The sequence below is a fragment of the Streptomyces paromomycinus genome (assembly GCF_003865155.1).
GTDB classification, from domain to species: Bacteria; Actinomycetota; Actinomycetes; order Streptomycetales; family Streptomycetaceae; genus Streptomyces; species Streptomyces chrestomyceticus.
This window is the reverse complement of the sequence record NZ_BHZD01000001.1, coordinates 9491333-9518145: the sequence shown is the minus strand read 5'-3', so window position 1 is coordinate 9518145 and position 26813 is coordinate 9491333. Positions and strand designations below refer to the sequence as shown.

The following is a 26813-nucleotide window of genomic DNA, read 5'->3' as shown; positions in this document are numbered from 1 at the left end:
CGGCTCCTTGGCGGGCGTGTCGGGGTGCGGTTACGGACTGCGGTTACGGACTGGTCGTGCTGCGGGACGGGGGTCCGTCCGGGTGGCCGTACGGCCGCGGCGTCCCGTCCAGTGCGGCGGCGATCACGGGTCCGATCCGGGCGAGGGCGTGCGGCCGCATCATGTGCCCGTGCTCGCAGCACGCGTCGTGGGTGCGCACGGCGCCGGAGACGTACGGCTGCCATGCTTCGGCGGGCCAGTGCGGTTCGCCGCGTTCGGGCTCCGCCTTGAAGAGCAGCAGGTCGCCCTCGAAGACGGCGGGCCGGAAGGTGTACCAGCGCAGCCGGGTGTTGTCGGTCAGGGTCTCCGCCACGGCCGTCACCACGGGTTCCGCCAGCAGGGCGGCCAGTGCGCTGCCTTGGTCCCGCAGAATCTCCGCCGCCCGGGCGGCGTCGGGCGCCTCCGGCGCGCCGGCACAGCCGACCGAATCGACGAACAGTTCGGCCACGTCCTGGGCGGTGTGGTGCGGAAGTGCGCGATCGGGGTCGATCTGGAGGGGCGCGGTGTCCAGGAGGGCCAGGAAGGCGACTTTCTCGTCCTGTTCCTGGAGGCGGACGGCCATGGCGTGGGCGACTGCGCCCCCGAAGGACCAGCCGAGCAGGTGGTAGGGGCCGGTGGGCTGGACGGTGCGGAGCTGATCCAGGTAGTCGGCGGCCATGTCCGCGATGGTTTCGGGGCGGGCGGCGGGCTCGGTCAGACCGCGTGCCTGGAGTCCGTACACGGGACGGTCGTCCAGGTGGCGCATGAGTGCGGCGTACGGCCAGCTGATGCCCGACGCGGGGTGGACGCAGAACAGTGGCGGGCGGCTGCCGTGCGGGCGCAGCGGCAGCAGGACGTCGAGGGCGTCGACGGCCGGGGCGCCCCCGACGGCCGAGGCGCCCCCGCCCGCCGCCGTGCCCCCGTCGCCCGCCACGTCCAGGGCCCGTACCAGCCCGGCGGGTGACTGGGCCGAGAACAGGGCGCGCAGGCCCGGATCGGCGCCGAAGACCGCGCGGACGCGGCTGGTGAGGCGGGCCGCCAGCAGCGAGTCGCCGCCGAGGTCGAAGAAACCGTCGTCCGGGCCGACGGAGGGCAGGCCGAGCACTTCGGCGAAGAGCGCGCTCATCAGCTCCTCGGGCGGCGTGCCCGGCGGCCGGCCGCCCTCCGCCGCGGCGAAGACGGGGGCGGGCAGCGCGCGCCGGTCCAGTTTGCCGTTGGCGGTCAGCGGCAGTACGTCCAGGAGGACGACGGCGGCCGGGACCATGAACCGGGGCAGCCGTTCGCGCAGGAAGCTCCGTACCCGGGCGGGGTCCGGCTCCGTACCGGGAGCGGGCACGGCGTACGCGACGAGCCGCCGGCGGCCGGGGGTGTCCTCGCGGACGGCCACGGCGGCGCGTGCCACGTCCGGGTGGGCGAGCACCGCGGCCTGCACCTCACCCGGCTCGATCCGTACGCCGTTGATCTTCACCTGGTCGTCCACCCGGCCGAGGTACTCCACGGCACCGTCGGGCCGGTACCGTCCCAGGTCGCCGGTCCGGTACATGCGTGCGCCGGGCGGCCCGTACGGATCGGCGACGAAGCGTTCGGCGGTGAGCGCCGGGCGGCGCAGGTAGCCGCGGGCCAGGCCGGCGCCGGTCAGGTGGATCTCGCCCGGTACGCCCGGCGGGACCGGGCGCAGTGCGGCGTCCAGGATGTGTACGCGGGTGTTCCAGACGGGCCGTCCGGCGGCCACGTCGGTGCCGTGCGCGACGGCGTGCAGACTGTCGCCACTGGCTTCGGACGCGCCGTAGAAGTTGACCAGGCGGGCGTCCGGGAGGGCGTCGGCGAACCGCTGGGAGAGGGCGGGCGGCAGGGCTTCTCCGCTGGTCACCCACAGACGGCAGGTCTTCAGCAGTCCCGTGTCGCCGTCCAGGAGGGCGGCCAGCAGGCTGGGCACGACGGTGATGCGGGTGGCGCGGTGGCGGGCGGCGAGGGCGGCCAGACCGGCGGGGCTGCGGGCGGTGTGGGAGTCCGCGAGGACGACCGGCGCGCCGTGCAGCAGGGCGCCGAGGAGTTCGGTGGTGCCGTCGATGAAGCTCAGGGTGGTCTTGGCGAGCACCGGCTGTCCGGCGTGCCAGGGGTAGGTGCGGCCGCACCACAGCAGGCGGTTGACGCATCCCCGGTGCAGGCCGACGACGCCCTTGGGGGTGCCGGTGGAGCCGGAGGTGTAGATGACGTAGGCGGGGTGCAGCGGCTTGAGGGGGGCGCGGCGGTCGGCGTCGGTGAGGTCGGTGTCCCGTGCCGGGTCGACGTTGCGGTCACCGTCCGCCGCGTCCAGGACGAGGCGCGGGACGGCCGGGACGCCCATGGCCGGGGTGTCCGTGGCCGGGGTGTCCGTGGCCGGGGCGCCCATGGCCGGGGCGTCCGTGACGAGGACGTCCGTGCCGGGGAGCGCCGGTGCGGTGGCGCGGTCCGTGACCAGCAGGACGGGTCGGGTGTCGCCGAGCATGAAGGCGAGGCGCCCGGCGGGGTAACCGGGGTCCAGGAACAGGTAGGCGGCGCCTGCCTTGAGCACGGCGAGGACAGCGGTGACCATGGTGGAGGTGCGGGGCAACGCCAGCCCGACGACGTCCTCGGGCCCGGCTCCGCGGGCGACGAGCAGGCGGGCCAGGCGGTTCGCCGAGGCGTTCAGTTCCGCGTAGGTCAGGGTGCGGTCGTCGCAGATCAGGGCGGGCGCGTCAGGGGTGGTGGCCGCCTGGTCCTCGAAGAGGCGCGGCAGGACCAGGTCAGGGACGCCGTGCGCGGTGTCGTTCAGGTCGCGCAGGGTGTGCCGTTCGCGGGCGGTACGGAGGTCCACCTGCCCGATGCGCCTGCCCGGGTCGTCCGTCGCGGCGTCGGTGAGCCGCAACAGGCGCGCCACGAAGGCCTCGACGGTGGGGCGGTCGAAGAGGTCGGTGCTGAACTCGACCTTCGCCTCGACACCGGCCGGGGTGCCGTCCGGTGCGCGGTGTTCGGTGGCGTTGATCTCCATGTCGAGCCGGGCGGTGCCGGTGCCGGCGGGCAGCGGTGTGACGGTGACGCCGGGCAGCCCCCGTTCCCCGCCGGCGGCGGGCCGCCAGGTCAGCAGCGTCTGGAAGAGCGGGTGGCGGGCGGCCGTGCGGGGCGGGTTGAGGGCTTCCACCACGCGGTCGAAGGGGACGTCCTGGTGGGCGTACGCGGCGAGGTTCACGTCCCGTACCCGGCTGATCAGTTCGCGGAAGGACGGGTCGCCGGAGGTGTCGGTCCGCAGGACGAGGGTGTTGACGAAGAAGCCCACGACGTCGTCGAGCGCCTCGTCGGTCCGCCCGGCGGCCGGGGTGCCGAGGGGGATGTCGGTCCCGGCGCCCAGCCGGGTCGACAGGGCCGCCAGCGCGGCCTGTACGACCATGAACACGCTCGCCCCGCAGTCCCGGGCGAGTGCGGCGAGCCGCTGGTGTGCGGCCGCGTCCCAGGAGAAGGCCAGCACCTCGCCGCGGCCTGCGGGAACGGCCGGGCGCGGCCGGTCGGTGGGCAGGGTCAGCTGGTCGGGCAGGCCGCGCAGGTGCCCGGTCCAGTACGTGAGCTGTTCGGCGAGGAGGCTGTCCGGGTCGGCGGGGTCGCCGAGGAGTTCGTGCTGCCAGAGGGCGTAGTCGGCGTACTGGACGGGCAGGGGCGGCAGGCTGGGCGGGCGGCCGTCGCGGCGGGCGGCGTAGGCGTGGGCCAGGTCGCGCCACAGGGGCCCGAGGGACCAGCCGTCGGCGGCGATGTGGTGGAGGACGAGGATCAGGACGTGTTCCTCGGGGCCGAGGACGAGCAGGTCGGCGCGGAGCGGGAGTTCGCGGGTCAGGTCGGCGGAGCGGCGGGCCGCCGTGCGGACCCGTTCGGCCACCTCGGCTTCTCCCCGGCCGGTCGCGTCCGTGACGGTCACGGCGGCGAGCGCGGCGTCCCGCCCGAGTACGGTCTGCCTCGGCACACCGCCGGTCTCGGGCAGTACGGTCCGCAGCACTTCGTGCCGTTCCATCACGTCCACGAGCGCGGTGCGCAGCGCGGAGGCGTCCAGCGGGCCGGTGAGCCGCATGGCCAGCGGGATGTTGTACGTGGCGCTCGGCCCTTCCATGCGGTGCAGGAACCACAGGCGGCGCTGCGCGGGGGACAGCGGCACCGCCTCCGGCCGGGGCAGCGGGCGCAGGGCGGGCCGGGGGCGCCGGGCGGTACGCAGCCGTCCGGCCGTACCGGCGGCGGTCGGGGCGGTGAAGAAGGCGCGGAGGTCGAGTTCGGTGCCGAGGACGGAGCGGATGCGCCCGGCCAGCCGGGTGGCCAGCAGGGAGTCACCGCCGAGGTCGAAGAAGCTGTCGTCCATCCCGACCGAGGGCAGGCGCAGCACCTCCGCGAACAGGCCGCACAGCACCTCTTCCTCGGGGGTGCGCGGCGTGCGCCCGGCGGTTGCCGGGGTGAAGGCGGGGTCGGGGAGAGCGCGCCGGTCGAGCTTGCCGGCGGCCGTCAGCGGAAGCGTGTCCAGGAGGGCGACGGCGGCCGGGACCAGGTGCTCGGGCAGCCGGGCGCGCAGGAACTCCCGTAGGGCGCCCGGTGCGGGGGCCGCTTCCCCCGGTGCCGCGACCGCGTACCCGACCAGCCGTGCGGTGCCCGACGTGTCCGTACGGACGGCGACGGCGGCGCGGGCGACGGCGGGATGTGCGGTGAGGGCCGCCTCCACCTCACCCGGTTCGATGCGGACGCCCCGTACCTTCACCTGGTCGTCGGCCCGCCCGGCGAACTCCAACTGGCCGTCGAGACGCCATCGCGCCAGGTCGCCCGTCCGGTACATCCGCTCCCCCGCCGCCCCGAACGGACACGCCACGAAGCGCTCCGCCGTCGGCCCGGGCCGGTGCGCGTACCCGCGTGCCAGTCCGGCGCCCGCGAGGTACAGCTCCCCCGTGACACCCGGCGGTACCGGCCGCAGCGCCGCGTCCAGCACATAGGCCCGGCTGTGCGTGACGGGCGCGCCGATCGGCGGGGTTCCGTCGCCGCACAGGGGTTCGCTGAGGGTGGCGCAGACCGACGCCTCGGTCGGGCCGTACGCGTTGATCATGCGGCGGCCGGGCGACCAGCGGGCCACCAGCCCGGCCGTGCCCGCCTCGCCTCCGATGACCAGGGTCTCCAGGTCGGGCAGCGGCGCGTACGGGACGGTGGCCAGCACCGTCGGCGGGACGAGGCAGTGGGTGACGCGCTCCCGGGCCAGGAACTCCGCGAGCGCGGCGCCGCCGAGCGGGCCGGGCGGCGGCACGACCAGCGCGGCGCCGGACGCGAACGCCATCAGCGTCTCCATGACGGACGCGTCGAAGCCGGGGGAGGCGAGCTGGAGCACCCGGCTGCCGGGGCGCAGGCCGAAGCGGGCCGTCTGGGCGGCGGCGAGGGCGTGCAGGCCCGTGTGGGGCACCGCGACGCCCTTGGGCGGGCCGGTGGAGCCGGAGGTGTGGATGACGTAGGCGGGGTGTGCGGGCCGGAGCGGGGCGAGCCGGTCGTCGTCGGACGGGTCGTGGTCCGGCTGCCCGGCGAGGGACCGGAGTGCGGTGCCGGCGTCCAGGACCAGGCACGGCGGCCCGTCCGGGGGCAGCTTGCGGGCGGCGTCGGCGGTGGTCATGACGAGGACGGGGGTGGCGTCGCGGAGGAGGTGTGCGATCCGCTCGTGCGGCAGCCCGGGGTCCACGGGGAGGAGGGCGGCGCCTGTCTTGGCCACGGCGAGGACGGCCAGGACGGCCGTGGCGGACCTCGGCAGGCAGAGGGCGACGATGCGCTCCGGGCCCGCGCCACGGCTGATCAGGAGGTGGGCGAGGCGGTTGGCGTCGGTGTTGACCGCCGCGTACGTCGTCGTCCGGCCCCCTTCGACGAGGGCCGGCGCGCCGGGATCTTCGGCGGCCCGGGCCTCGAACAGCGCGGGGAGCAGCCCGGTCGGCAGTCCGCGCGCAGGGCCGCTCCACCGGTGCAGCAGCAGACGGCGCTCGCCCGCGGAGAGGATGCCGGCCTCTCCGACGGGCCGGTCGGGACGCGCGAGGACCGCTGTCAGGAGCCGTCGCAGCCGTACGGCCAGGGTTTCGACGGTGCCGCGGTCGAAGAGTGCGGTGGCGAACTCCACCGAACCGTCGATCCCGGCGGGGTGCCCGCCGGGGCCCCGCCGTTCGGTGAGGCGGAAGGAGAGGTCGAACTTGGCGGTGCCGGTGTGCGCCTCTTCCCGCCGGACCGCCACTCCGGGGAGGGCCGGAGCGTCGTCGGATGCCGCCTCCACGGCCAGCGCGACCTGGAAGAGCGGGTTGCGTCCGGCGGCGCGGTCCGGGTTCAGCGTCTCGACGAGCCGTTCGAAGGGCACGTCCTGGTGCGCGTACGCCCGCAGGTCACGCTCCCGTACCCGCCGCACCAGCTCGTGGAACGACGGGTCGCCGGAGGTGTCGGTGCGCAGCACCAGCGTGTTGACGAAGAAGCCGACGACGTCGTCCAGCGCGGCGTCGGTGCGGCCTGCGACGGGGGTACCCAGCGGCACGTCCGTCCCCGCTCCGAGCCGGGTCAGCAGCGCCGCGACGGCGGCCTGCGCCACCATGAACACGCTCGCTCCGTGCTGCCGGGCCAGCTCCGTGACGCGGCCGTGCAGTTCCGAGTCCCAGCGGAACGCCACGACCGCTCCCCGGTGGCCGGTGGCGGCCGGACGCGTACGGTCGTAAGGCAGCGTCAACCGGCGCGGCGCGTCGCGCAGTTCCTCCCGCCAGAACTCGACGTGCCGTTCCGTGCTCCCGCCGTCCGCCGACGTCTGCCGTTGCCACAGCGCGAAGTCTGCGTACTGCACCGGCAACGCGTCCCGGTCCGGGGCGCGGCCGGCGGCCCGCGCCGCGTACGCCGTCGCCACGTCCCGCCACAGCGGCGCCAGCGACCAGCCGTCCGCGGCGATGTGGTGCACCACGACCACCAGCACCGACTCGTCTCCGGCGCACGAGAACAACTCGGCGCGGAACGGGATGTCCGTCGCCAGGTCGAACACGTGGCGCGTCGCGCGGCGTACCGCTCGCTCCAGCGCGTCGGCGGACCGGTGCGCGGCCGGCGTCCGGACGAGGAAAGGGCCGTCGGCCGGGCGCGGCACCTGGTACGGCTCGCCGTCCGCCGCTTCGGCGTACACCGTCCGCAGCACCTCGTGCCGCTCCAGTACGTCTCCCAGCGCCGCGTCCAGCGCGTCGGCGTCCAGCGCGCCGCGCAGCCGCAGGACCAGCGGCACGTTGTACGTCGCGTCCGGTCCCGTCATCCGGTGCAGCGTCCAGAGCCGCCGCTGGCCGGACGACAGCGGCACGCGGGCGGGCCGGGGCAGCGGGCGGAGCGCCGGGCGCGGGCGGGCCGCGGTGCCCAGCCGGGTGGCCAGGGCGGCGGGGGTGGGTGTCTCGAAGACGGCGCGGAGTCCGAGTTCCGCGCCCAGGACGGCGCGGACCCGGTTGACCAGCCGGGTGGCGAGCAGGGAATGGCCGCCGAGTGCGAAGAAACCGTCCTCGGCACCGACCTCGGGCACGCCGAGCACCTCGGCGAACAGGTGGCGGAGCACGTCCTCTTCGGGGGTGCGGGAGGCGCGGCCGGAGGGCCGGCCGCCGGTGTCCGGCGCCGGCAGAGCGCGGTGGTCCAGCTTGCCGTTGGCCGTCAGCGGCAGGTCGTCCAGGAACACGATCGCGGCCGGGAGCAGGTGGGCGGGCAGCCGGGCGCCGAGGAAGGCGTGCACGTCCGCGGGGTCCGGCGCGCTGCTGCCCGGCTGTCCCGGGGGGCCGTCCGGCCGCCGTGGGGTGGCGCCGACGGGCACGGCGTATGCCACCAGTCTGCGGTCGCCCGGCCGGTCCTCCCGCACCACGACAGCGGCACGCGCGACACCGGGATGCGCGGTGAGGACCGCCTCCACCTCCCCCGGCTCCACCCGGAAACCCCGCACCTTCACCTGCTCATCGGACCGCCCGACGAACTCCAACTGCCCATCAGCACGCCACCGCGCCAGATCACCCGTCCGGTACATCCGCTCCCCCACCACCCCGAACGGACACGCCACAAAACGCTCCGCCGTCAACCCCGGACGGTTCAGATAGCCACGCGCCAACCCGGCCCCCGCCACATACAACTCCCCCACCACACCCGGCGCCACCAACCGCAACCCCACATCCAGCACAAACACCCGCGCACCCGCGATCGGCGTCCCGACGGCCGGCACCGAACCACCCGTCAACGGCGCGGTCATCGTCACGCACACCGTCGCCTCCGTCGGCCCGTACGCGTTGACCATCGAGCGGCCCGGCGCCCAGCGTTCCGCCAGTGCGGCGGGGCACGCCTCGCCCGCCACCACGAGCGTGACGCCCTCAGGGAGGCTGCCGGGGGCGAGCGCCGCCAGGGACGAGGGCGGCAGGGTCAGGTGGGTCACGCCGTGCGCGGCCACGGTCGTGGCCAGGGGCGCGCCCGGCAGCAGGCGGTCCGGGGGCACGGTGACGAGGCAGGCGCCCGTCAGGAGGGCCAGGCACAGCTCCCAGAAGGACGCGTCGAAACTGGGCGAGGCGAAGGCCGCCACCCGGCTGCCCGCCCCGGCGCCGAGGCGTTCGCGCTGCGCCGCGGCGAGGGAGGCGATGCCGCGGTGGGAGACCAGCACGCCCTTCGGTGTCCCGGAGGAGCCGGAGGTGTGGATCACGTAGGCGGAGCTGTCGGGAAAGGCGGGGGCCGTCCGCTCGGCGTCGGTGAGGCCGGTGTCCGGCAGATCCGCGAGGGCACGCTCGGTGGCGTCCGCGTCCAGGAGGAGGCGGGGTACGGACGTGCCGGGGAGCGTGGCGCCGGTCGGCTGGTCGGTGACCAGGAGGACGGGGGCCGCGTCGCGGAGCAGGAAGGCGATGCGCGCGGGCGGGTAGGCGGGGTCGACGGGGAGGTAGGCGGCGCCTGCCTTGAGGACGGCGAGCACGGCTGTGACGGACTCGGCGGAGCGCGGCAGCGCCAGGGCCACCACGTCTTCCGGGCCCGTGCCCCGGGCGGCCAGCAGCCGGGCCAGGCGGTTGGCGCGGGCGTCCAGTTCCGCGTAGGTGAGCCGGGCGTCCGGTGAGGCGACCGCCGGCGCGTCGGGGGTACGGGCCGCCTGGGCCTCGAAGAGTTCGAAAAGCGTCGCGGCGGGCAGCGCGCGGGAGGTGCGGTCCGCGGTTCCCAGCAGTGCGTCCCGCTCGGCGGAGGTCAGGATCTCCAGGCTGCCGACGGGCCGGTCCGGATCGGCGACGGCCGCTTCCAGCAGTCTGCGCAGGCGCGTGAGCAGCCCTTCGACGGTGGCCCGGTCGAACAGGGCGGTGCGGAACTCCGCCTCCCCCTCGATGCCGGCCGGAGCCCGCCCCGCGTCCCGGCGCTCCCGTACGGCGACGGTCAGGTCCATCTTCGCGGTCCCGGTGCAGACATGGACCTGCTCGGCCTCGGCCCCCGGGAGGCCGTACCCGGACCGGTCCGTACCGTTCGTCGCGAGGGCGACCTGGAAGAGCGGGTTGCGGCCGGCCGAGCGGTCCGGGTTCAGTGCCTCGACCAGCCGCTCGAACGGTACGTCCTGATGGGCGTAGGCCCGCAGGTTCGTCTCCCGCACCCGGTCCACCAAGGTGCGGAACGACGGGTCGCCGGAGGTGTCGGTGCGCAGCGCCAGCGTGTTGACGAAGAAGCCGACCACCTCGTCCAGCGCCGCGTCGGCACGGCCCGCGACCGGCACCCCCAGCGGGATGTCCGTCCCCGCCCCCAGCCGGGTGAGCAGCGCCGCCAGCGCGGCCTGCACCACCATGGACACACTCGCCGCGCACTCCCGGGCCAGTTTCACCACCCGGCCGTGCAACTCCGCGTCCCACCGGTACGCGACCACCGCTCCCTGACGGTCGGCGACTGCCGGGCGCGGGCGGTCGTACGGCAACGCCAGCTCTTCGGGCAGGCCGTGCAGCTCCCGCCGCCAGAACGCCGTCTGCCGCGCCACTGTGTCGCTGCCGGACGCCAGCATGTCCCGCTGCCACAGTGCGAAGTCCACGTACTGCACCGGCAGCGCGCGCCAGTCCGGCGCTCTCCCCTCCGTCCGCGCCTCGTACGCCGTCGCCACATCCCGCCACAGGGGTGCCAGCGACCAGCCGTCCGCCGCGATGTGATGGACGAGGAGGACCAGCAGCGACTCGTCCTGCGGGCCCCGGAACAGTTCGGCGCGGAACGGCAGTTCACCGGCCAGGTCGAAGGCGTGACGCACGGACCGGGTCACCTCGGGCGCGTCGGCCGCCACGTCGTCGACCTGCGTCACCGTCAGGTACGGCCGCCCCGCGTCGTGGTCGCGCACCACCTGGTACGGCTCGCCGTCCGCCGCCTCGGCGAACACCGTACGCAGCGCCTCGTGCCGCCCCGCCACGTCCCCCAGCGCGGCGGCCAGCGCCTCGGAATCCAGCGTTCCGCGCAGCCGCAGCACCAGCGGCACGTTGTACGTCGCGTCCGGCCCGTCCAGCCGGTGCAGGAACCACAGGCGTCGCTGCGCCGAGGACAGCGGCAGCCGGGCAGGCCGTTCGGCCCGTGCGACGGCGGGCCGGGCGGCCGCCGCGCCGCCGACGCGACGCGCCAGCGCGGCCGGAGTACGTGCTTCGAACAGAGCGCGGATGGTCAGCTCCCGGCCCAGCGCCGCGCGGGCCAGGCTGACGAGCCGGGTCGCGAGGAGGGAGTGCCCGCCCAGTGCGAAGAAGTCGTCCTCGGCACCTGCCTCCGGCAGACCGAGCACCTCGGCGAACAGGCCGCACAGGATCTCCTCGCGGGCGTCGCGCGGGCCGCGCCCCGGGGCGGGCCCACCGGGCATCGGAAGGGCACGCTGGTCCAGCTTGCCGTTGGGGGTGAGGGGCAGCGCGTCCAGGAGGACGATTGCCGAGGGCACCAGGTACGCGGGCAGCCGCTCGCCCATGTACGCGCGCAGTGCGCCGCGCGCCGGAGCGTGTCCGGGCGCGGGGACGGCGTATGCCACCAGTCTGCGGTCGCCCGGCCGGTCCTCCCGCACCACGACAGCGGCACGCGCGACACCGGGATGCGCGGTGAGGACCGCCTCCACCTCCCCCGGCTCCACCCGGAAACCCCGCACCTTCACCTGCTCATCGGACCGCCCGACGAACTCCAACTGCCCATCAGCACGCCACCGCGCCAGATCACCCGTCCGGTACATCCGCTCCCCCACCACCCCGAACGGACACGCCACAAAACGCTCCGCCGTCAACCCCGGACGGTTCAGATAGCCACGCGCCAACCCGGCCCCCGCCACATACAACTCCCCCACCACACCCGGCGCCACCAACCGCAACCCCACATCCAGCACAAACACCCGCGCACCCGCGATCGGCGTCCCGACGGCCGGCACCGAACCACCCGTCAACGGCGCGGTCATCGTCACGCACACCGTCGCCTCCGTCGGCCCGTACACATTCACCAGATGGTGTGTGGCGGCCCACCGGGCCGCCAGGTCAGCGGGACACGGCTCGCCTGCCACCGCGAGCGCGACGCTCCGCGGCAGCGCGCCGGACGGCAGGCCCGCGAGCACGCTCGGCGGCAGCTTCAGGTGGGTCACGCCGAACCGCGCCACGGCGCCGGCCAGTTCCTCGCCCGCGAGGAGCGAGTCGGCGGAGGCGATCGCCAGGGTGGCCCCGGAGAGGAGCGCGGTGCACAGGTCGGACACGGAGGCGTCGAAGCTCAGCGAGGCGAAGAGCAGGACGACGCTGCCGGGGCCGGTGCCGAAGCGCGCGGTCTGTGCGGCCGCGAGTGCGGCGATGCCCTCGTGCGGGACCTGCACGCCCTTCGGCCCGCCGGTCGAGCCGGACGTGTGGATGAGGTAGGCGGGGTGCTGGGGCCGCAGGGGCGCCGTGCGCTCGGGGTCCTGGACAGGGGTGTCCGGGAGACTGCCGAGCAGGGCTCGGGTGTCCGGGTCGTCCAGGACGCGGCGGGGTTCCGGGCCCGGTGGCAGGGTTCCGGCGGTGGCGCTGTCGGTGAGCAGCAGCACCGGCCGGGTGTCGCGCAGCAGGCTGGTGATCCGCTCGGCCGGGTGGGCCGGGTCGAGGGGTACGTAGGCGGCTCCGGCCTTCAGGACGGCGAGGACCGCGACGATCAGTTCGGCAGAGCGTGGCAGGGCGAGGGCCACCGCCCGTTCGGGGCCCGCGCCGTGCCGGACGAGCAGGCGTGCCAGCCGGTTGGCCGCCGCGTCGAGTTCGGCGTAGGTGAGGGTGGTGCCGGCGCTCCGTACCGCCGTGGCACGGGGGGTCCGGGCCGCCTGGGACTCGAAGAGGGCGGGCCAGGTCCGTGGCGCGGGGGCGGGTTCCGGGGCGGCGCTCCAGGTGTGGAGGACGCGGGTGCGCTCGCCGGGCGAGAGGACGGGGAGGTCTCCCACGGGGCGGTCCGGGGCGTCCGCCGCTGCCTTCAGGACACGTACCAGGCGGTGCAGTGTGGCGGCTGCGGTACCGCTGTCGAACAAGTCGGAGCGGTGGCCCAGTTCTAGGCCCAGCCGTTCGCCGGGGAGCGCGGCGAGGCTCAGCGGGTAGTGGGTGCCGGAGGTGATCCGGGGGGCGGAGGCTTGCAGCGGGCCGGTGCCGGTGCCGAGGGGGTGGGACGGGAGGTTCTCGAAGACCAGAAGGGTGTCGAAGAGCTGGTCGTGTCCGCAGAGGCGGTGCAGTTGAGTGAGTCCAATGTGCTGGTGGGGCAGCAGCGCGGCCTGTTCGTCCTGCAGGCGGGTCAGGATCTGGGTGAAGGGCCGTGCCGCGTCGAGACGGACCCGCACCGGCAGGGTGTTGTTGAACATCCCGACCATGCCCTCGACGCCCGGCACGTCGGCGGGCCGCCCGGAGACCGTGGCGCCGAAAAGGACGTCGGTCTGCCCGGTGAGACCGCGCAGGACCACGGCCCAGGCGCCTTGCAGGACGGTGTTCAGCGTCAGGCCGTGGCGGCGGGCCAGCGCGCGCAGGGACGCGGTCAGCCCGGCGGACAGCGTGGCCCGGACGTGCCCGTGTCGCGCGCTCGCGTCGACGGCCCGCCCGGACGCCACGAGGGTCGGACCTTCCACGCCGGAGAGTGCCTGCCTCCAGGCGGCCTCGGCCGCCGTGCGGTCCCTGCCCTGCACGGCGACCCGGCGCAGGTATTCCCGGTACGGCTCCGCAGCGCCCAGGCCCGAGGCATCGCCGCCCGCCCTGTGGACCGCGAGCAGGTCCCGCAACACCAGCGGCCCGGACCAGCCGTCCAGGATCAGGTGCTGGACCGTCAGCAGCAGCCGGTGCCGGGCGGGTGCGAGGCGCAGCAGAGCAAACCGAAGCAGGGGGCTACGGGCCAGGTCGAAGCGGGTGGCACGGGCGTCGGCGGCGATACGGTCCGCGCAGGCGGCCTGTTCGTCGCCGGTGAGGTCCGCGAGGTCGTGCTCGGTCCACGGAAGAGTTACGGCTCGCGGGTGCGGCACCACCTGGACGGGGGTGCGCAGGCCGTCGTGGCGGAAGGCGACGCGCAGGGCGGGGTGCCGGTCGAGTACGGCCCGTGCTGCCGCGCGCAAGGCGCCCGGGTCGAGGGGGCCGTGCAGGTCCACGGCGAGTTGGCTGGTGTAGACGTCCGGAGCCTGCTCGTCGTACAGGGCGTGGAAGAGCAGCCCCTCCTGGAGCGGGGTGAGGGGCCAGACGTCGGCGAGGTCCGGGCAGTCGTGCGTCAGCCGGGCGGTCTCGTCCTCGGTGAGGGGGACGAGGGGGAAGTCGGCGGGCGTGCGGCCGTCCGCGTCCGGTGCGGCGGCCCGCTCCGTGAGCGCGGTGAGCAGGCCGGACCAGGTGTCCGCGAGGTCGCGTACCTCGTCGTCGGTGAACAGCGCGCCGGGCCAGGACCAGGCCGCCGTCAGGACCGGGCCGCCGGGGCCGCTCTCGACCAGCGCGTCCAGCGTGAGGAGGTGGGTGGCGGGCTGCGCGGGGTCGGCTGCGCCGGTGATGCCGCCGGAACCCGGGACCGGCGCCCAGTCCCCGGCCCGCGGCGAGAGGCGGCCGAGGTTGTTGTAGGCGATCAAGGGGCGCGTGCCGTCGGCGAGGGCCGGGGCCGTCCGGGGGTTGAGGTGGCGTAGCAGTCCGTGACCGAGGCCGTTGCCGGGTACGGAGCGCAGCTGTTCCTTGACGCGTCGGTAGGCCCGGTCCAGTGCGGGCCCGCCGGAGCGGAGCCGGGCGGCGTCGGTGCTGCCCGGGTCGAGGCGTACGGGGTGGACGCTGGTGAGCCAGCCGACGGTCCGCGCCAGGTCGACGGTCTCCGCCGTACCGGTGCCGCTCCGGTCCCCTGGTTCTTCGCGGCCGTGCCGTTCGATGTCGAGCAGGACGGCGGTGTCCTGGCAGCCCGTACGACGGCGGCGCCAGTCGGCGACGGCCAGACCGAGAGCGGTGATCAGGACGTCGTCGGTCCTGCCGTGGAGGGCGGCGGGCACCGGGCCGAGCAGCGGAGCCGTGCGCTCCGGCGGCAGGGTCAGGGTCAGCCGTCGCACCGTGCTCGTCAGGTCCCGGGACGGGTCGTACGGGAGGCGGGACAGGGGCGGTTCGGCGGTGCCGGTCAGGCCGGTCCACAGGGGAAGTTCGGCGACCCGGTCGTGCTGCTGGGCGAGGTCGGTGAGCCGCTGGGACCAGGCACGCAGCGAGGTGCCGACCGGTTCGAGCGCGGGACGGCGGCCGGCTGCGGCAGCTTCCCAGGCGGCGCGCAGATCGGGCAGCAGCACACGCCAGGAGACGCCGTCGACGGCGAGGTGGTGGATCGTCAGCAGCAATTTCCCCGGCCGGTCGGCGCCGGCGTCGAACCACACGGCCTGGAGGAGGCCCCCGGCCCGGCCCGACTCCGGGTCCAGCCGGTCCCGCGCGGCGTCCCGGTGGCGGCGTACGACCGCGCCGAGTGCGGCGTCGTCCAGCTCCGTGACGTCCACGCGGCGGACGAGATCCGCGTCGGTACCAGTACCAGTACCGGCGTCCGCTCCGGCGCTCCCGCCCGTACCGGACTCCGCCCCCGGCGGGGCGATGCTCAAGGCCCACGCCACTCCCCCCACCCGGCTCAGCCGCAGCCGCAGCGCGTCGTGGTGGACGGTCAGCGTGCGCAGCGCGGTGGCCAGGTGCCGGGTGCCGAGACCGGGCGGCACCTGCACCAGGACGGCCTGGTGACAGCCCGCAACCGGCCCGCCGGTCTCCCGGAGTGCGTGCATGACGGGGGTGAGGGGCAGCGGGCCGCTGTCGTCTCCGGCGGGTGCGGCGGGTACCGGCCGCGCCACACCTGCCCGTGCGGCGAGGGCTGCGACGGTGCGGTGGCGGAAGACGTCGCGCGGGGCCAGGGCGAGCCCCGCCCGGCGGGCCCGGCCGACGAGCTGGACGGCGATGATGCTGTCGCCGCCGAGTTCGAAGAAGTCGTCGTCCACGCCTGCCGCGCCGGTACCGAGGCCGAGCACCTCGGCGAAGAGGCGGGACAGGGTCCGCTCGCGGTCGTCGCGGGGTGCCCGGTGCGCGGAGGCCGCCGCGTAGTCGGGCCGTGGGAGGCGGGCGCGGTCCAGTTTGCCCGCGGTGGTCAGCGGCAAGGCGTCGAGGACGACGACCGCGGCGGGCACCATGTGGTCCGGCAGCCGTCCGGCCGCGTACCGGCGCAGCTCCCGCGGGTCGGCGGCCCGGCCGGCGGCAGCGGTCACATACGCGACCAGTCGCCGGTCGCCCGGCCGGTCCTCCCGGGCTACGACCGCTGCCGTCCCGACCGCGGGGTGCGACGTCAGCGCGGCCCGTACTTCCCCTGGTTCGACGCGGAAGCCCCGTACCTTCACCTGCTCGTCCGCGCGGCGCACGAACTCCAGCGAGCCGTCGGCGCGCCGGCGGACCACGTCCCCCGTCCGGTACATCCGCTCCCCCGGCGGCCCGTACGGGCAGGCCACGAAGCGCTCGGCGGTGAGCGCGCTCCGGCCCAGGTAGCCGCGAGTCACCCCGGCGCCCGCGACGTACAGCTCCGCCGCCGCGTCCGGCGGGGCCGGGCGCAGCGCGTCGTCCAGGACGTAGGCACGGATGCCGCCCAGTGGCCGGCCGAGCGGCAGGGGCCGGGAGTCCGGCAGGGGCCCGTCGAGGAATCCGGCGATGGCGAATACCGTGGCCTCGGTGGGTCCGTACGCGTGGACGAAGCGCGCGCCGGGCAGCAGTTCCCGGCCCGCTCGCGCGGTGCGGGGCAGCAACACTTCGGCGCCCAGTTCGACGCGGCGCAGGGCCAGTTCTCCGGCGAGGGCGGGTTCTTCGCGCAGGGTGTGCGTCAGGTGCTCGAAGGCGGTCGATGTCTGATGGAGCAAGGTGACGCCTTCTCGCACGAGCAGGCGCAGCAGTTCCGCCGGGGACCGGCTCTCCTCGTACGGCACCACGACCAGGCGGCCACCGTGCAGGAGAGGCCCCCACATCTCCCAGACCGAGAGGTCGAAGGTGTGCGAGTGGAGCAGCGCTGTGACGTCGTCGGCGCGGAAGCCCAGGTGCAGGGTGTCGTGGAACAGGCGGGCGACGGCGTGGTGCGGGACCACCACGCCCTTGGGTTCGCCGGTGGAACCGGAGGTGTGGATGACGTAGGCGGGGTGGGCGGGCAGCAGCGGGCAGACGCGCTCGTGGTCTCGTACGGGTGCGTCAGGGGACCGGCGGAGCGCGTCGGCCAGCTCCGCACCGTCCCAGGTGAGATGAGGCACGGGTGGCGCGGCCGCCGGGGTGCGGGTGGTGAGCAGCAGCATCGGGCGGGCGGCACGCAGGATCTTGTTGTTGCGTTCGGCGGGCTGCCCGGGTTCCAGGGGCACGTAGGCCGCGCCGGTCTTCAGCACCGCGAGTACGGCAGTGACGAGGTCCGCCGAGCGTGGCAGTTCCAGCGCCACGTACTGTTCCGGCCCGGCGCCGCGCGCGAGGAGCACGCGGGCCAGCCGGTTGGCGGCTGCGTCGAGCGCTCCGTACGTCAGGGTGGTGTCGCGGAAGGTCACGGCCGGAGCGCCGGGTGTACGGGCCGCCTGGCGCGCGAACAGCTCCGGCAGCAGGGCCTGGCGGCCGTGCGAGCCGGTGGCCGTGTCGCGCTCTGCTGCCGTGCGCACGTCCAGGTCGCCGATCGGCCGGTCGGGGTCGGCCGTCCCGTCCGCCAGCAGGCTCCGCAGCCGTTCCAGAAGGGCTTCCACCGTGGCGTGGTCGAAGAGATCGGCGTTGAAATGAGCGACGCCGGTCAGGGAGCCCGCCCCGGCGGGACCGCCGGGCGTCTCGGTGACGCTGATCTCCAGGTCGGTGACAAGGGTGCCGGTGGCCAGCTCCCGTGCCTCGGCGGTGACACCGGACAGGACAGGGGCGGTGGCCGGGGTGTGCTGCCAGACCAGCATCGTCTGGAACAGCGGGTGACGGTCGCCCGAGCGGTCCGGACGGAGTGCCTCCACGACCCGTTCGACAGGCACGTCCTGGTGGTCGTACGCCTCCAGGCCGGTCTCGCGTACGCGGCTGAGGAGCGTACGGAAGTCCGGCGCGCCCGACGTGTCGACGCGCAGCACCAGCGTGTTGACGAAGAAGCCGATCAGGTCGTGCAGCGCCTCGTCGGTACGTCCCGCGACGGGGGTGCCGATCGGAATGTCCTCGCCCGCGCCCAGCCGCGTCAGGAGCGCGGCGAGCCCTGCCTGCACCACCATGGAGGGCGTCGCGCCGTACTCCCGCGCCAGCGCGCGCACCGCTCGCGCGAGCCCGCTGTCCCACTGGAAGCGGCAGGACCCGCTGCGCCCGGTGGGCGCGTCAGGGCGCGGCCGGTCACAGGGCAGGGTGATCCGGTCCGGCAGCCCGGCCAGCTTCTCCGTCCAGTAGGCGAGTTGGGCGGCGGCCGTCGTGCTGCCGGTTCCGTCGTCCGCGTCGAGGAGGTCACGCTGCCACAGCGTGTAATCGGCGTACTGCACGCGCAGCGGGGCCCAGGACGGCGGGCGTCCTTGCCTGCGCTCCTCGTAGGCGCGCGAGAGGTCGCGCCACAACGGGGCCAGGGACCAGCCGTCCGCCGCGATGTGATGCAGCGTCAGGGACAGGATGTGCTCCTGCGGCCCCAGGACGAACAGGCGGGCCCGTACGGGCGGCTCGGCCGCGAGGTCGAACTCCTGGCGCGCGGCCTCGTCGACCAGGCGGTGTGCGGCATCCGGGGTGGTCCCGGTGACGGTCATGCTGAGCCGCACGGCCTCCGGGGGCAGTACGGACTGACGCGGCCGCTCGCCGTCCTCCGGGAAGACCGTGCGCAAGGCCTCGTGGCGCGTCACGACATCACGCAGCGCCGCTTCCAGTGCCTGCCGGTCGAGCCGTCCGGAGAGCCTGAGGGTGAGCGGCACATGGTGGGTGGGGCGCGGTCCTTCCATGCGGTGCAGGAACCACATCCGGCGCTGTGCGAAGGACAGCGGCAGCTCGGCGGGGCGCGGGGACCGGGCCGTGAGCGCAGGACGGCGGGAATCCCCGCCGGTCAGCCGCGCGGCCAGGCCGGCCGGGGTCGGTGTCTCGAACACCGCGCGCAGGCCCAGCTCGGTACCGAAGGCCGACCGCACCCGGTTCACCAGCCCGGTGGCCAGCAGCGAATGTCCGCCGAGGCGGAAGAAGTCCTGGTCGGGGCCGACTTCGGCGAGGGAGAGGGTCTCCGCGAAGAGACCGCACAGGATGTCCTCGCGGGCGTCGCGCGGTGCGCGTCCGCCGGGGGCGCGGTGGGTGTCGTCCGGGTCCGGCTGGGGCAGTGCCCGCCGGTCCAGCTTGCCGTTCACCGTCCTCGGCAGCTCGTCGAGGACCAGGACTGCGGACGGGACCATGTGGTGCGGCAGCCGGGCCGCTACGGCGTCGCGTACGGCGGTGCCCAGCGCGGCGTCGGCCCGGCGCCGGGCCGGTTCGGCGGTCAGCGCCCGCAGGTCTCCGTGGGCGCGTACCGCCGGGAGGTGGACGTCGGTGTACGCCACGTCGGCCGCCGCGACGGGTGTCGTCCCGGAAGGCGCGCCCCCGCCCCGCAGGAACACGGCGTCCAGGCTGCCGTCGTCCGCCCCGGACCAGGTGACGAGCGCCTGGTAACCGGCCGTGTCCGCGAGCTCGTGCAGGTCTTCCGGGTCGACGGCGGTCCCCCGCCCGGTGCCGGCCGGCCCGGCCCCCGGCACGTACCCGTCCAAGCGCCCGTTGGGGATGCCGCTCACCCGGAAGGCGCCGGTCCGGTCGCTGCGCAGCCGCTCCGCCAGCGACGGCAGGCCGCGCACCTCGCTCCCCCACCGCACGCGGGGCGCACCGGCCAGGGAGACCACGGGGACCGGGCCTTTGCGCAGCACCACGTCGTACCGGTAGCGGCTCAGCTCGTTGTGGTGCCGCCCCCGTTTGACGCGGAGGTCCACCGCACTCACCCCGGGCAGCGCTCCGTGCGGCAGGGCCGTGAAGAAACCGGGCGCGATCAGCAGCTCCTGGTCGCGCGCCAGGCTCCGCCGGACCGCCGCGGCCAGTTCGGTGCCGTCCGGGACCACGCCTCGGGCCGCCGCGCGGAGCCGTTGCAGTGCGGTGTGGAAGTGGCGGTTCAGCCGGAGGTCGCGTACGTCACCGACGAAGAGGGCGCCACCGGGCGTGAGGCGGTCGAGGGCGCCGCGCAGGACGGCGAGGAGGTAGTCCGCGTCGGGGAAGTACTGGGCGACGGAGTTCAGTACGACGACGTCGAAGCCGCCCTCCGGCAGGCCCCGCATGTCGTCGGCGGCCTGGCAGGTCAGGGTGGTGCGGGCGGCCAGTGCGGGGTCCGCCGCGAGCGCGCCGCGCAGTCCGGTGACGGCTGCGGCGGACAGGTCGGTGCCCCGGTAGCTCTCGCAGTGCGGGGCGAGCCGGGCCAGGAGGAGGCCGGTGCCGACGCCGATCTCCAGAACCCGGCGGGGCCGCAGGGCCCGTACCCGGTCCGCGGTGGCGTCCCGCCACTCGCGCATCTGCTCCAGCGGAACAGGCCGTCCGTCGGCGCTGTTCCGCCACCCCGCGAAGTCCTCGCCCAAGGCAGCGGGCCGGCGTCCGAAGGCCGCGTACAGGTCGTCGTACACCTGCCGCCAGACCGCCAGGGCCGCGTCGGTGTCCGCCGCGCGTTCGGTACGCCCGTGCGGTGGCTCCGGACGCCGGTACGGCTGCGGCACGACGTAACCGACCAGGCTCGGCCCTCCGTCCGCGTCCCGGCGGACGGCCACCGCGGCCTGGGCGACGTCCGGGTGGGCCGCGAGGGCGGACTCCACCTCCCCCGGCTCGACACGGAAGCCGCGGATCTTGATCTGGTCGTCGGCGCGGCCGGCGAACTCCAGACCGCCGCCGGGCCCGCGCCGCACCAGGTCGCCGGTCCGGTACATCCGGGCACCGGGCGGGCCGGACGGGCAGGCCACGAAGCGTCCGGCGGTCAGGCCGGGGCGGTTCAGATAGCCGCGCGCCAGCCCGCCGCCCGCCACGTACAGTTCGCCCGTGCCGCCGGGCGGCACCTCGGCCAGCCGGCCGTCCAGCACGTGCAGCGTGAGGTCCGCAACCGGCTCCCCGATGGCGCTCGGCGCGCCGGGGCGGGCGCCGGCCCGGTCGCAGGCGGCGTAGGTGGCGTGCACGGTGGTCTCGGTCGTGCCGTACATGTTGACGAGCAGCGGCGCGCCGTCGGGGTGCCGGGCGTACCAGCCGGCGAGCCGGGCGGGGTCGAGTGCTTCACCGGCGAGGACGACCACGCGCAGCGGCGCGTCCCGCAGTTCGCCGGGGTGTTCGCCGTCGGCGGTCATCAGCGCGGAGAAGGCGGTCGGTGTCTGGCACAGGACGGTGACCCGCTCGCGGGCCAGCAGCGCCAGGAACTCGGCGGGCACCCGGCCGGTCCGGTACGGGACGATCACGAGCCGCCCCCCGGTCAGCAGCGCGCCGAACATCTCCCACACCGAGACGTCGAAGGCGCAGGAGTGGAAGAGGGTCCAGGTGTCGTGCGGGCCGAAGCGGAACCAGTGCGCGGTGGAAGTGAGCAGGCGGACGACGTTGGCGTGGGTGACCACGACGCCCTTGGGGGTGCCGGTGGAGCCGGATGTGTGGATGATGTACGCGCAGTCGCGCGGGTCCGGCCGTCCGCCGCGGTCGGCGTCGGTGACGGGCGCGGGTGAAGCCCGGTCCAGGAGCCGCCGCGTACGGTCGCCGTCGAGCAGGATCACGGGGACGCCGCTCTCGGCGGGCAGCCCGCCCGCCGCCTCACGCGCCGTCAGTACGGCGACAGGCGCGGCGTCCCGCAGCAGGAAGGCGACACGCCCGGCCGGGTGATCGGGGTCCACCGGCAGGTAGGCCGCACCACATTTGAGCACCGCCAGGACGGCCACGACCAGGTCCGCCGTACGCGGCAGCGCCAGCGCGACCACCTGCCGAGGACCGGCGCCCCTGCCGAGGAGCACCCGGGACAGCCGGTTGGCGGCGGCCTCCACCTGCGCGTACGTCATGCGTACGGTTTCGTCCGCCACGGCGACGGCGCCGGGCGTCCGCGCCGCCTGCCGGGTGAACAGCTCGCCCAGCGTCTCGGGCGGCACGTCCCGGGCGGTGTCCGAGGCGCTGCCCGGGGCCTCACCGGGCAACGCGCCGTCCTGCTCGTCGAACGTCACTTTTTTCTGGACCTCTCACACAAGAAGGGCGCGTCAGGACTGCGCGGGGCCGCACAGGGGGCCGGGCGCGGCGGCGTCCTGCCGGGAACACCGGGAGCGGCGGGGACCGTCGGCCCCGGCCCGGTCAGCTCCAGTACCGCAGGGGCTCGTCGGGACCCTTGCAGGCGATGAACGCCGCCATGCCGACACGGTGCCCGCCCCGGGCCGGGGTGACGGCGTGCAGCATCCGGGAGCTGAAGACGATCAGGTCGCCCGCCTGCGGATGGATCACGTGGTCCGGGGGCTCGACCGTCGCCGGGTCCAGCCCCTCGACCTCCAGGATCGTGCGGGACTCGGCGTGCGTGGGTTCGCGCCGCCACAGCTGAAGGTCGCCGCCCTCCTCGGGCACCTGGAGGTAGATGTTGGCGACCAGCTGCTCGGTCACCCCGGCGGCCTCCGGGGCGTCCGTCTCCTGCTCGATGCGGTCGTTGTGCGGAAGGAAGACCGAGGTGTCCGGGCGGAACACACGCAGCGCGCCGACGAAACACGGCCGGCCGCGCAGCCGCAGCAGTTCGGCACCGGCCGGCCAGCATTCCTGGAGCAGCAGACGGACGTGGTCCACCGGGGACAGATACGGCGCGAACAGCGCGCGTACCTCCTGGATCGAGGCCAGTGCGACATCGTGGTATTCGGCGGTCAGTTCGGGATTCCACGCCGTGTCGATGTGCGGCAGGTGCACTCGTCCCACCGTACTCGTATATTTCTTGTGATAATTGCCCAGCGCTTTGTGCCGTACCGCTTTCCCGGCCGCTTCCGCCGCGATGCGCCGGTCGCAGAAGCCGGGGACGTGAACGGCGGCGATCTCGCGGCGAGCCAGCCGCAGCAGGGAATCCCGGGTCAGTTCACGGGCGAAGTCACCTGCCGCGGCGGCCACGACGTCCGCGCCGGGTCCGGAAACAGTCGAAGTCACATCGTCACACTCCACTCAGCGGTGCACGGCCGGGGACTCCGCTCGGCCGCCGGCACCACGCCGTGCGGCCGCCCCGGCCCCGGAAACGGGAAAGCCGGGGTCGTGCGGGAGGATATGAGCACTGCCCCTGACCTTTCGGCGCCCGCTCGCGCGCACACCGCTGCCGGAATACCGCGGACACGTCCGGGACCAGGTTCTCCCGGCGCACGGCCCGCCACACCGTGCTCACCGGCAGCCCGCCCCATCGGGGGAACCCGCGAACCGCCCCTGGACGAGTGCCGGTGGAACGACGTTCCGACAAACTGCGGAGATGAAGGAAAGCCCGGCCCGGTCCGTCCGGGGCCGGGCCGGTGTTTCTCAGCCGGTGCCGCTGGGCACCGCGCAGTCGGCCGGCTGGGGTTTCTTCTCCGGCCAGCCCAGCCCCACGAACGCCACCCGGCGGGTGACCGGGTCGAGCTTCACGACCGCCACCGGTTTGTCGTACGCGTTGCCCCCGTTGGTCAGACAGATCCAGCCGCTCGTGCCCCGCACCCGGTACCGGGCCTCCAGCCGTGGCCACTGGGCGGCGACGCGGTCCCGTCTCGGTACCGTGCCGGCGGCCTGGGCGTTGGCCAGGAAGACGGCCGAGGCGATGGTGCGTACGCCGTCGTGGACCAGCATCGTGCGGGAGTCCTCCAGGGTCACCGGCCCGATGTCGCCGCCGGCCTGCCGCTCGATCAGGCGGCGGAGTTCGCGCAGCTCACTCTGCGGCTCCGTCAGGTACGCCGGCCGGTCCCCGGCCGCCGGTGCCTTGCCGGTGTCCGCCCGCCGTGCCTTCTCCCACGTACGCAGGGACGCGTCCCAGGCGTCCGGGTGGCCCGGTGCCGCGTACTGCACGGTGATCGTGGCGCCCGCCCCGTCGTCGCCGCGCAGTTTCTCCCAGTCGCCCGGGCTCATGTACCGCTCCAGCGTCGCCGCACCCGACCCGCTGACGACGGTGTACTTCTTCCCGTGGCACGGGACCTCGGCCAGTTTCAGGGCGAACAGCCGCAGATGGGCCGGGCGCCCCGCGAAATAGACCACGCGCGCGTCGGATTCACAGATGTTGTGCCCTATCGTCGTGAAGTCGTTTCCGGTGTCACCCAGGTCGTTGATGCCGGGCGAGGTGAACGGCTGGTCCTTCGGTCCCGGCGGTCCGGGTTCCGGCCGGCTGAACGCCTTGGCCAGCGACTCGTCGTAGATGTCGTTCGGGCGGAGGTCCTTGACCAGGACGGTTTCCGCGTCCCGGAGCCCGCCGTGGAAATTGGCGAGCGCGGCCGCCTGCTCCCGGTTGGTGGGAATGACCCGGGCCAGCCCCGGATACGGGACCCGGCCGCTGCGGTCGTCGGGATTGGCGAGCTCATCGGCGCTGACCCTGCTGGCGAGCACCGGAATCCGCAGTTCGCCGGTCAGCCGGGCGACGGCCTTCTTCGTGTTGTCGAGGCTGAGGTTGAAGCCGGTGACGGCGCGCAGATTGTCGCGTGGCGAGTCCGCCATCGCCGCGAGCCGGTCCACCACCTTTTCCTGCTGCCCGTAATCGGCGCCCGGGTTGGCCAGCAGCAGGCGCAGCAGCGGTTTGTTCTCCGAGCGGTTGGCCCGGTACTGCGCCAGGTAGGCGCCCTGCAGTTCGCTGCGGAGCTGGGCGCGTTCGGCGCCGGACTTCGGCTGCAACGGCAGCATCATCGCGACACTGACGATGTCCGGGTCCCCGGCGATGCGCTCGTTCTCCCGGCCGATCGCGTCGGTGACCTGATGGATCTCCTGTGTCCCGAAGTCGTAACCGGAACTGTTGACGCCGACGCATTCACCGGCGCTCCGCTCGACCCCTTCGGCGCAGTGCTCGGGAGCCCCGATCCGGCCCGGGAGGATGACGGCGAGGGGAACGACCACGGCCAGTACGACGAGGACCGTGCACGCCTTGCGGATCCAGGTGGCCCAGAACGTGTTGTACAGGAAGTCCAGCACCGCCGCGTCCTCCCCCTTCGTCTCATCCGATGTGTCTGGTGCACGTGCACGGCCTGAGCGGCTGCTTGCCGGCCAGGCGGTCCCTCCAGTCGCGGGCCGTCTGCGTCAGCGTCCCGGCCCCCGCGGCGGGCTCCTCCCCCAGCCGCTCCAGCAGCTTGGGCAGGGCGTCGGTCACGGCCTCGTCGAGCGGCTCCGTACGGTCCTCACAGAGCCGTACGGCGTGCAGCAGCCGGTCGATGCGCTTGTGCCGCACGTCACCGGTCACCTCCGCCTCGCCCAGCGCCCGCGCGCGCCGGTCGTCGGTACGTCCGAGCAGCGGCGCCTCCGCGATGGCCAGGAGTTCGTCGCACCAGACCCGCGCGCTGCGGGTGAGGAAGGTGCGGTCGAGGTAGTCCGTGACCGTCTCGGCGTCGCCGACCGCCAGGTGGTGGTGCATGCCGTGTGCGGCGGCGGAGCCGAAGAGTTCGTCGGTCCCGTCCTCCTCCAGGGCGCGGTAGTGGTCCCGCAGCAGGGTGTGGTCGCCGTGCCAGGCCGCGCCGTACGCGCGCAGCCGGTACAGGCGCCGCATGAGCAGGCGGCGCAGGCCGAGGTCGCCGATGAAGTGCCGGGGGCAGTGCGGCCAGCCGCTGTCCCGCAGCAGCTCGGCGATGCGGTAGGCGGACAGGCGCTCGTCCCGGCCCGCCTGCACCTCGCGCATCAGGATCTGGGCGCACTCCGCGTCGTGGGCCACCGACAGATGGCTGAGCAGGTCGAGCCAGTGCCCGCGCTGCTCCGGCGGGAGTTCCTCCGGAGGCTGCCGGACGACGAGGTCGTCCAGCAGGAGTTCCGCGACCGGGCGGCCTGCCGCGTCCTCCCCGGAGCGCACCCGCGCGTCCAGCAGGGCCCAGTCGGTGCCCGCGCCGGGTTCCCGGAACGTCAGCGCCGCGGTCGCCTCGCCCAGCCGGGTCACGAACAGCGGGCGTCCGCCGCTCAGCCGGTGGATGCCGCTGTCGATGCGGAGCTGGGCGGCGTTGTCGCCCAGTGCCCGCCGCGCCTGGAGGCGGGCCGTCTCCCTGGACTGCTGGTCACGCGTGAGCATCGGCATACGGACGAGGAGGACGCCGCGCGACAGGGGCGTCAGGCCGGGTACGCCGCCGGCGGGACGGCTCCACAGCGGCAGGCCGCCGTCGGAGGGCCGCCAGCTGACGGGTGCGTCGTCGTCCGTGCCGGCGCCGCCTACGTGGTACAGGAAGCGCCCGCCGTCCTCCCGCCGGGCGGTGGCCATGACCACCAGCCGGTCGTGATGTCCCCGCTCGCGGTCCTCCAGCACCGGTCGCAGCAGCCGTCTGCCGAGGGCGTTGTCCGCGTGGTCGAGCAGCAGGGCGGGCCGCCCGGCCCGGGACAGCCGGCCCAGCAGCGACACGTACGCGGCTTCGATGTCCTGCCGCAGCGCGCGGAAGAGGAAGCCTTCGGCGACCTCGCGCGCTTCGCCGCCCTGCTGGAAGTGCGAGGCCAGCGAGTGCAGTCCCAGCTTCGGGTGGCCGCCCGCACCCGTGTACTCGCCGTAGCACGCCGCCAGCAGCGCCTTGCCCTCCTGGGAGGTGCGGGCGAGCAGTTCGTCGAGTACGGCGTTGATGAACGGTACGGCCCCCGGGTGGGCCACCAGCCCCGCGACGACACCGACGTAGGCCCTGCCCGCCCGGTTCAGCACACCCCGCCAGAAGGAGCCGCGCGGCAGCAGCTCGTCGTGCCGTTGCACCTCGCTGACCAGGGTGGCGGTGTCGGCGAGCGGATCGCTGGCCGCGACCGCCGCGAGGCCCGCGTACAGACGCGGGGTGGCGACCGCTCCGCCGTCGCCCTGCCAGGCGCCGAACTGCCGGGCCACCTCGCGCAGCACCTCCGTCGGCACCGAGCGCGTCTGCGGGTGCTGCTCCGCCTGCTCCCGGTACACCGGGAGCCCGCAGTCGATGTGCGCCGTCGGTACGTGGCGGCCGAACTCGCCCCGTACGCACCGCAGGAACCGGCCCTTGCCCGTGCCGGGGCCGCCGACGAGCAGGACCACGGGCAGGTCGGGGCCGTACAGCGGCTTGCGGTTGCGGCCCGCGCGGGTCTTGCCGAGCAGCCTGGCCGCCAAGCCGTCGTCGTCGAGCAGCTTGTCGAATCCGAGATCGTCAGGCACGGGTCCCCCGATGTGTCACCGACCGTACCGCTGGTGATGACACGTCAGGTTAGTGCAGCGTCCGGCCTTGAGGGAGGGTTCCTCCCGGCCGAACC

General features: G+C 74.8%; 4 protein-coding genes. All 4 read right to left on the bottom strand.

Features of this window, described 5'->3' with window-relative positions; translation table 11 throughout:
- Positions 1 to 43: 43 nt before the first annotated feature.
- Positions 44 to 21628 (bottom strand): non-ribosomal peptide synthase/polyketide synthase, encoded by a 21585-nt coding sequence (locus tag OEIGOIKO_RS40355; RefSeq protein ID WP_125058228.1) that lies wholly within the window; start codon positions 21626 to 21628, stop codon positions 44 to 46.
- A gap of 124 nt (positions 21629 to 21752) precedes the next feature.
- Positions 21753 to 22577 (bottom strand): 2OG-Fe(II) oxygenase, encoded by an 825-nt coding sequence (locus OEIGOIKO_RS40350; RefSeq protein ID WP_125058227.1) that lies wholly within the window; start codon positions 22575 to 22577, stop codon positions 21753 to 21755.
- 357 nt (positions 22578 to 22934) lie between these two features.
- Positions 22935 to 24560: an ABC transporter substrate-binding protein gene (locus OEIGOIKO_RS40345; protein ID WP_125058226.1), complete on the bottom strand. Its 1626-nt coding sequence runs from the start codon at positions 24558 to 24560 to the stop codon at positions 22935 to 22937.
- Positions 24561 to 24582: 22 nt separating this feature from the next.
- Positions 24583 to 26718 carry a hypothetical protein gene (locus tag OEIGOIKO_RS40340; protein WP_125058225.1) on the bottom strand — a complete coding sequence of 712 codons (2136 nt, stop codon included), beginning with the start codon at positions 26716 to 26718 and terminating at the stop codon, positions 24583 to 24585.
- Positions 26719 to 26813 lie beyond the last annotated feature (95 nt).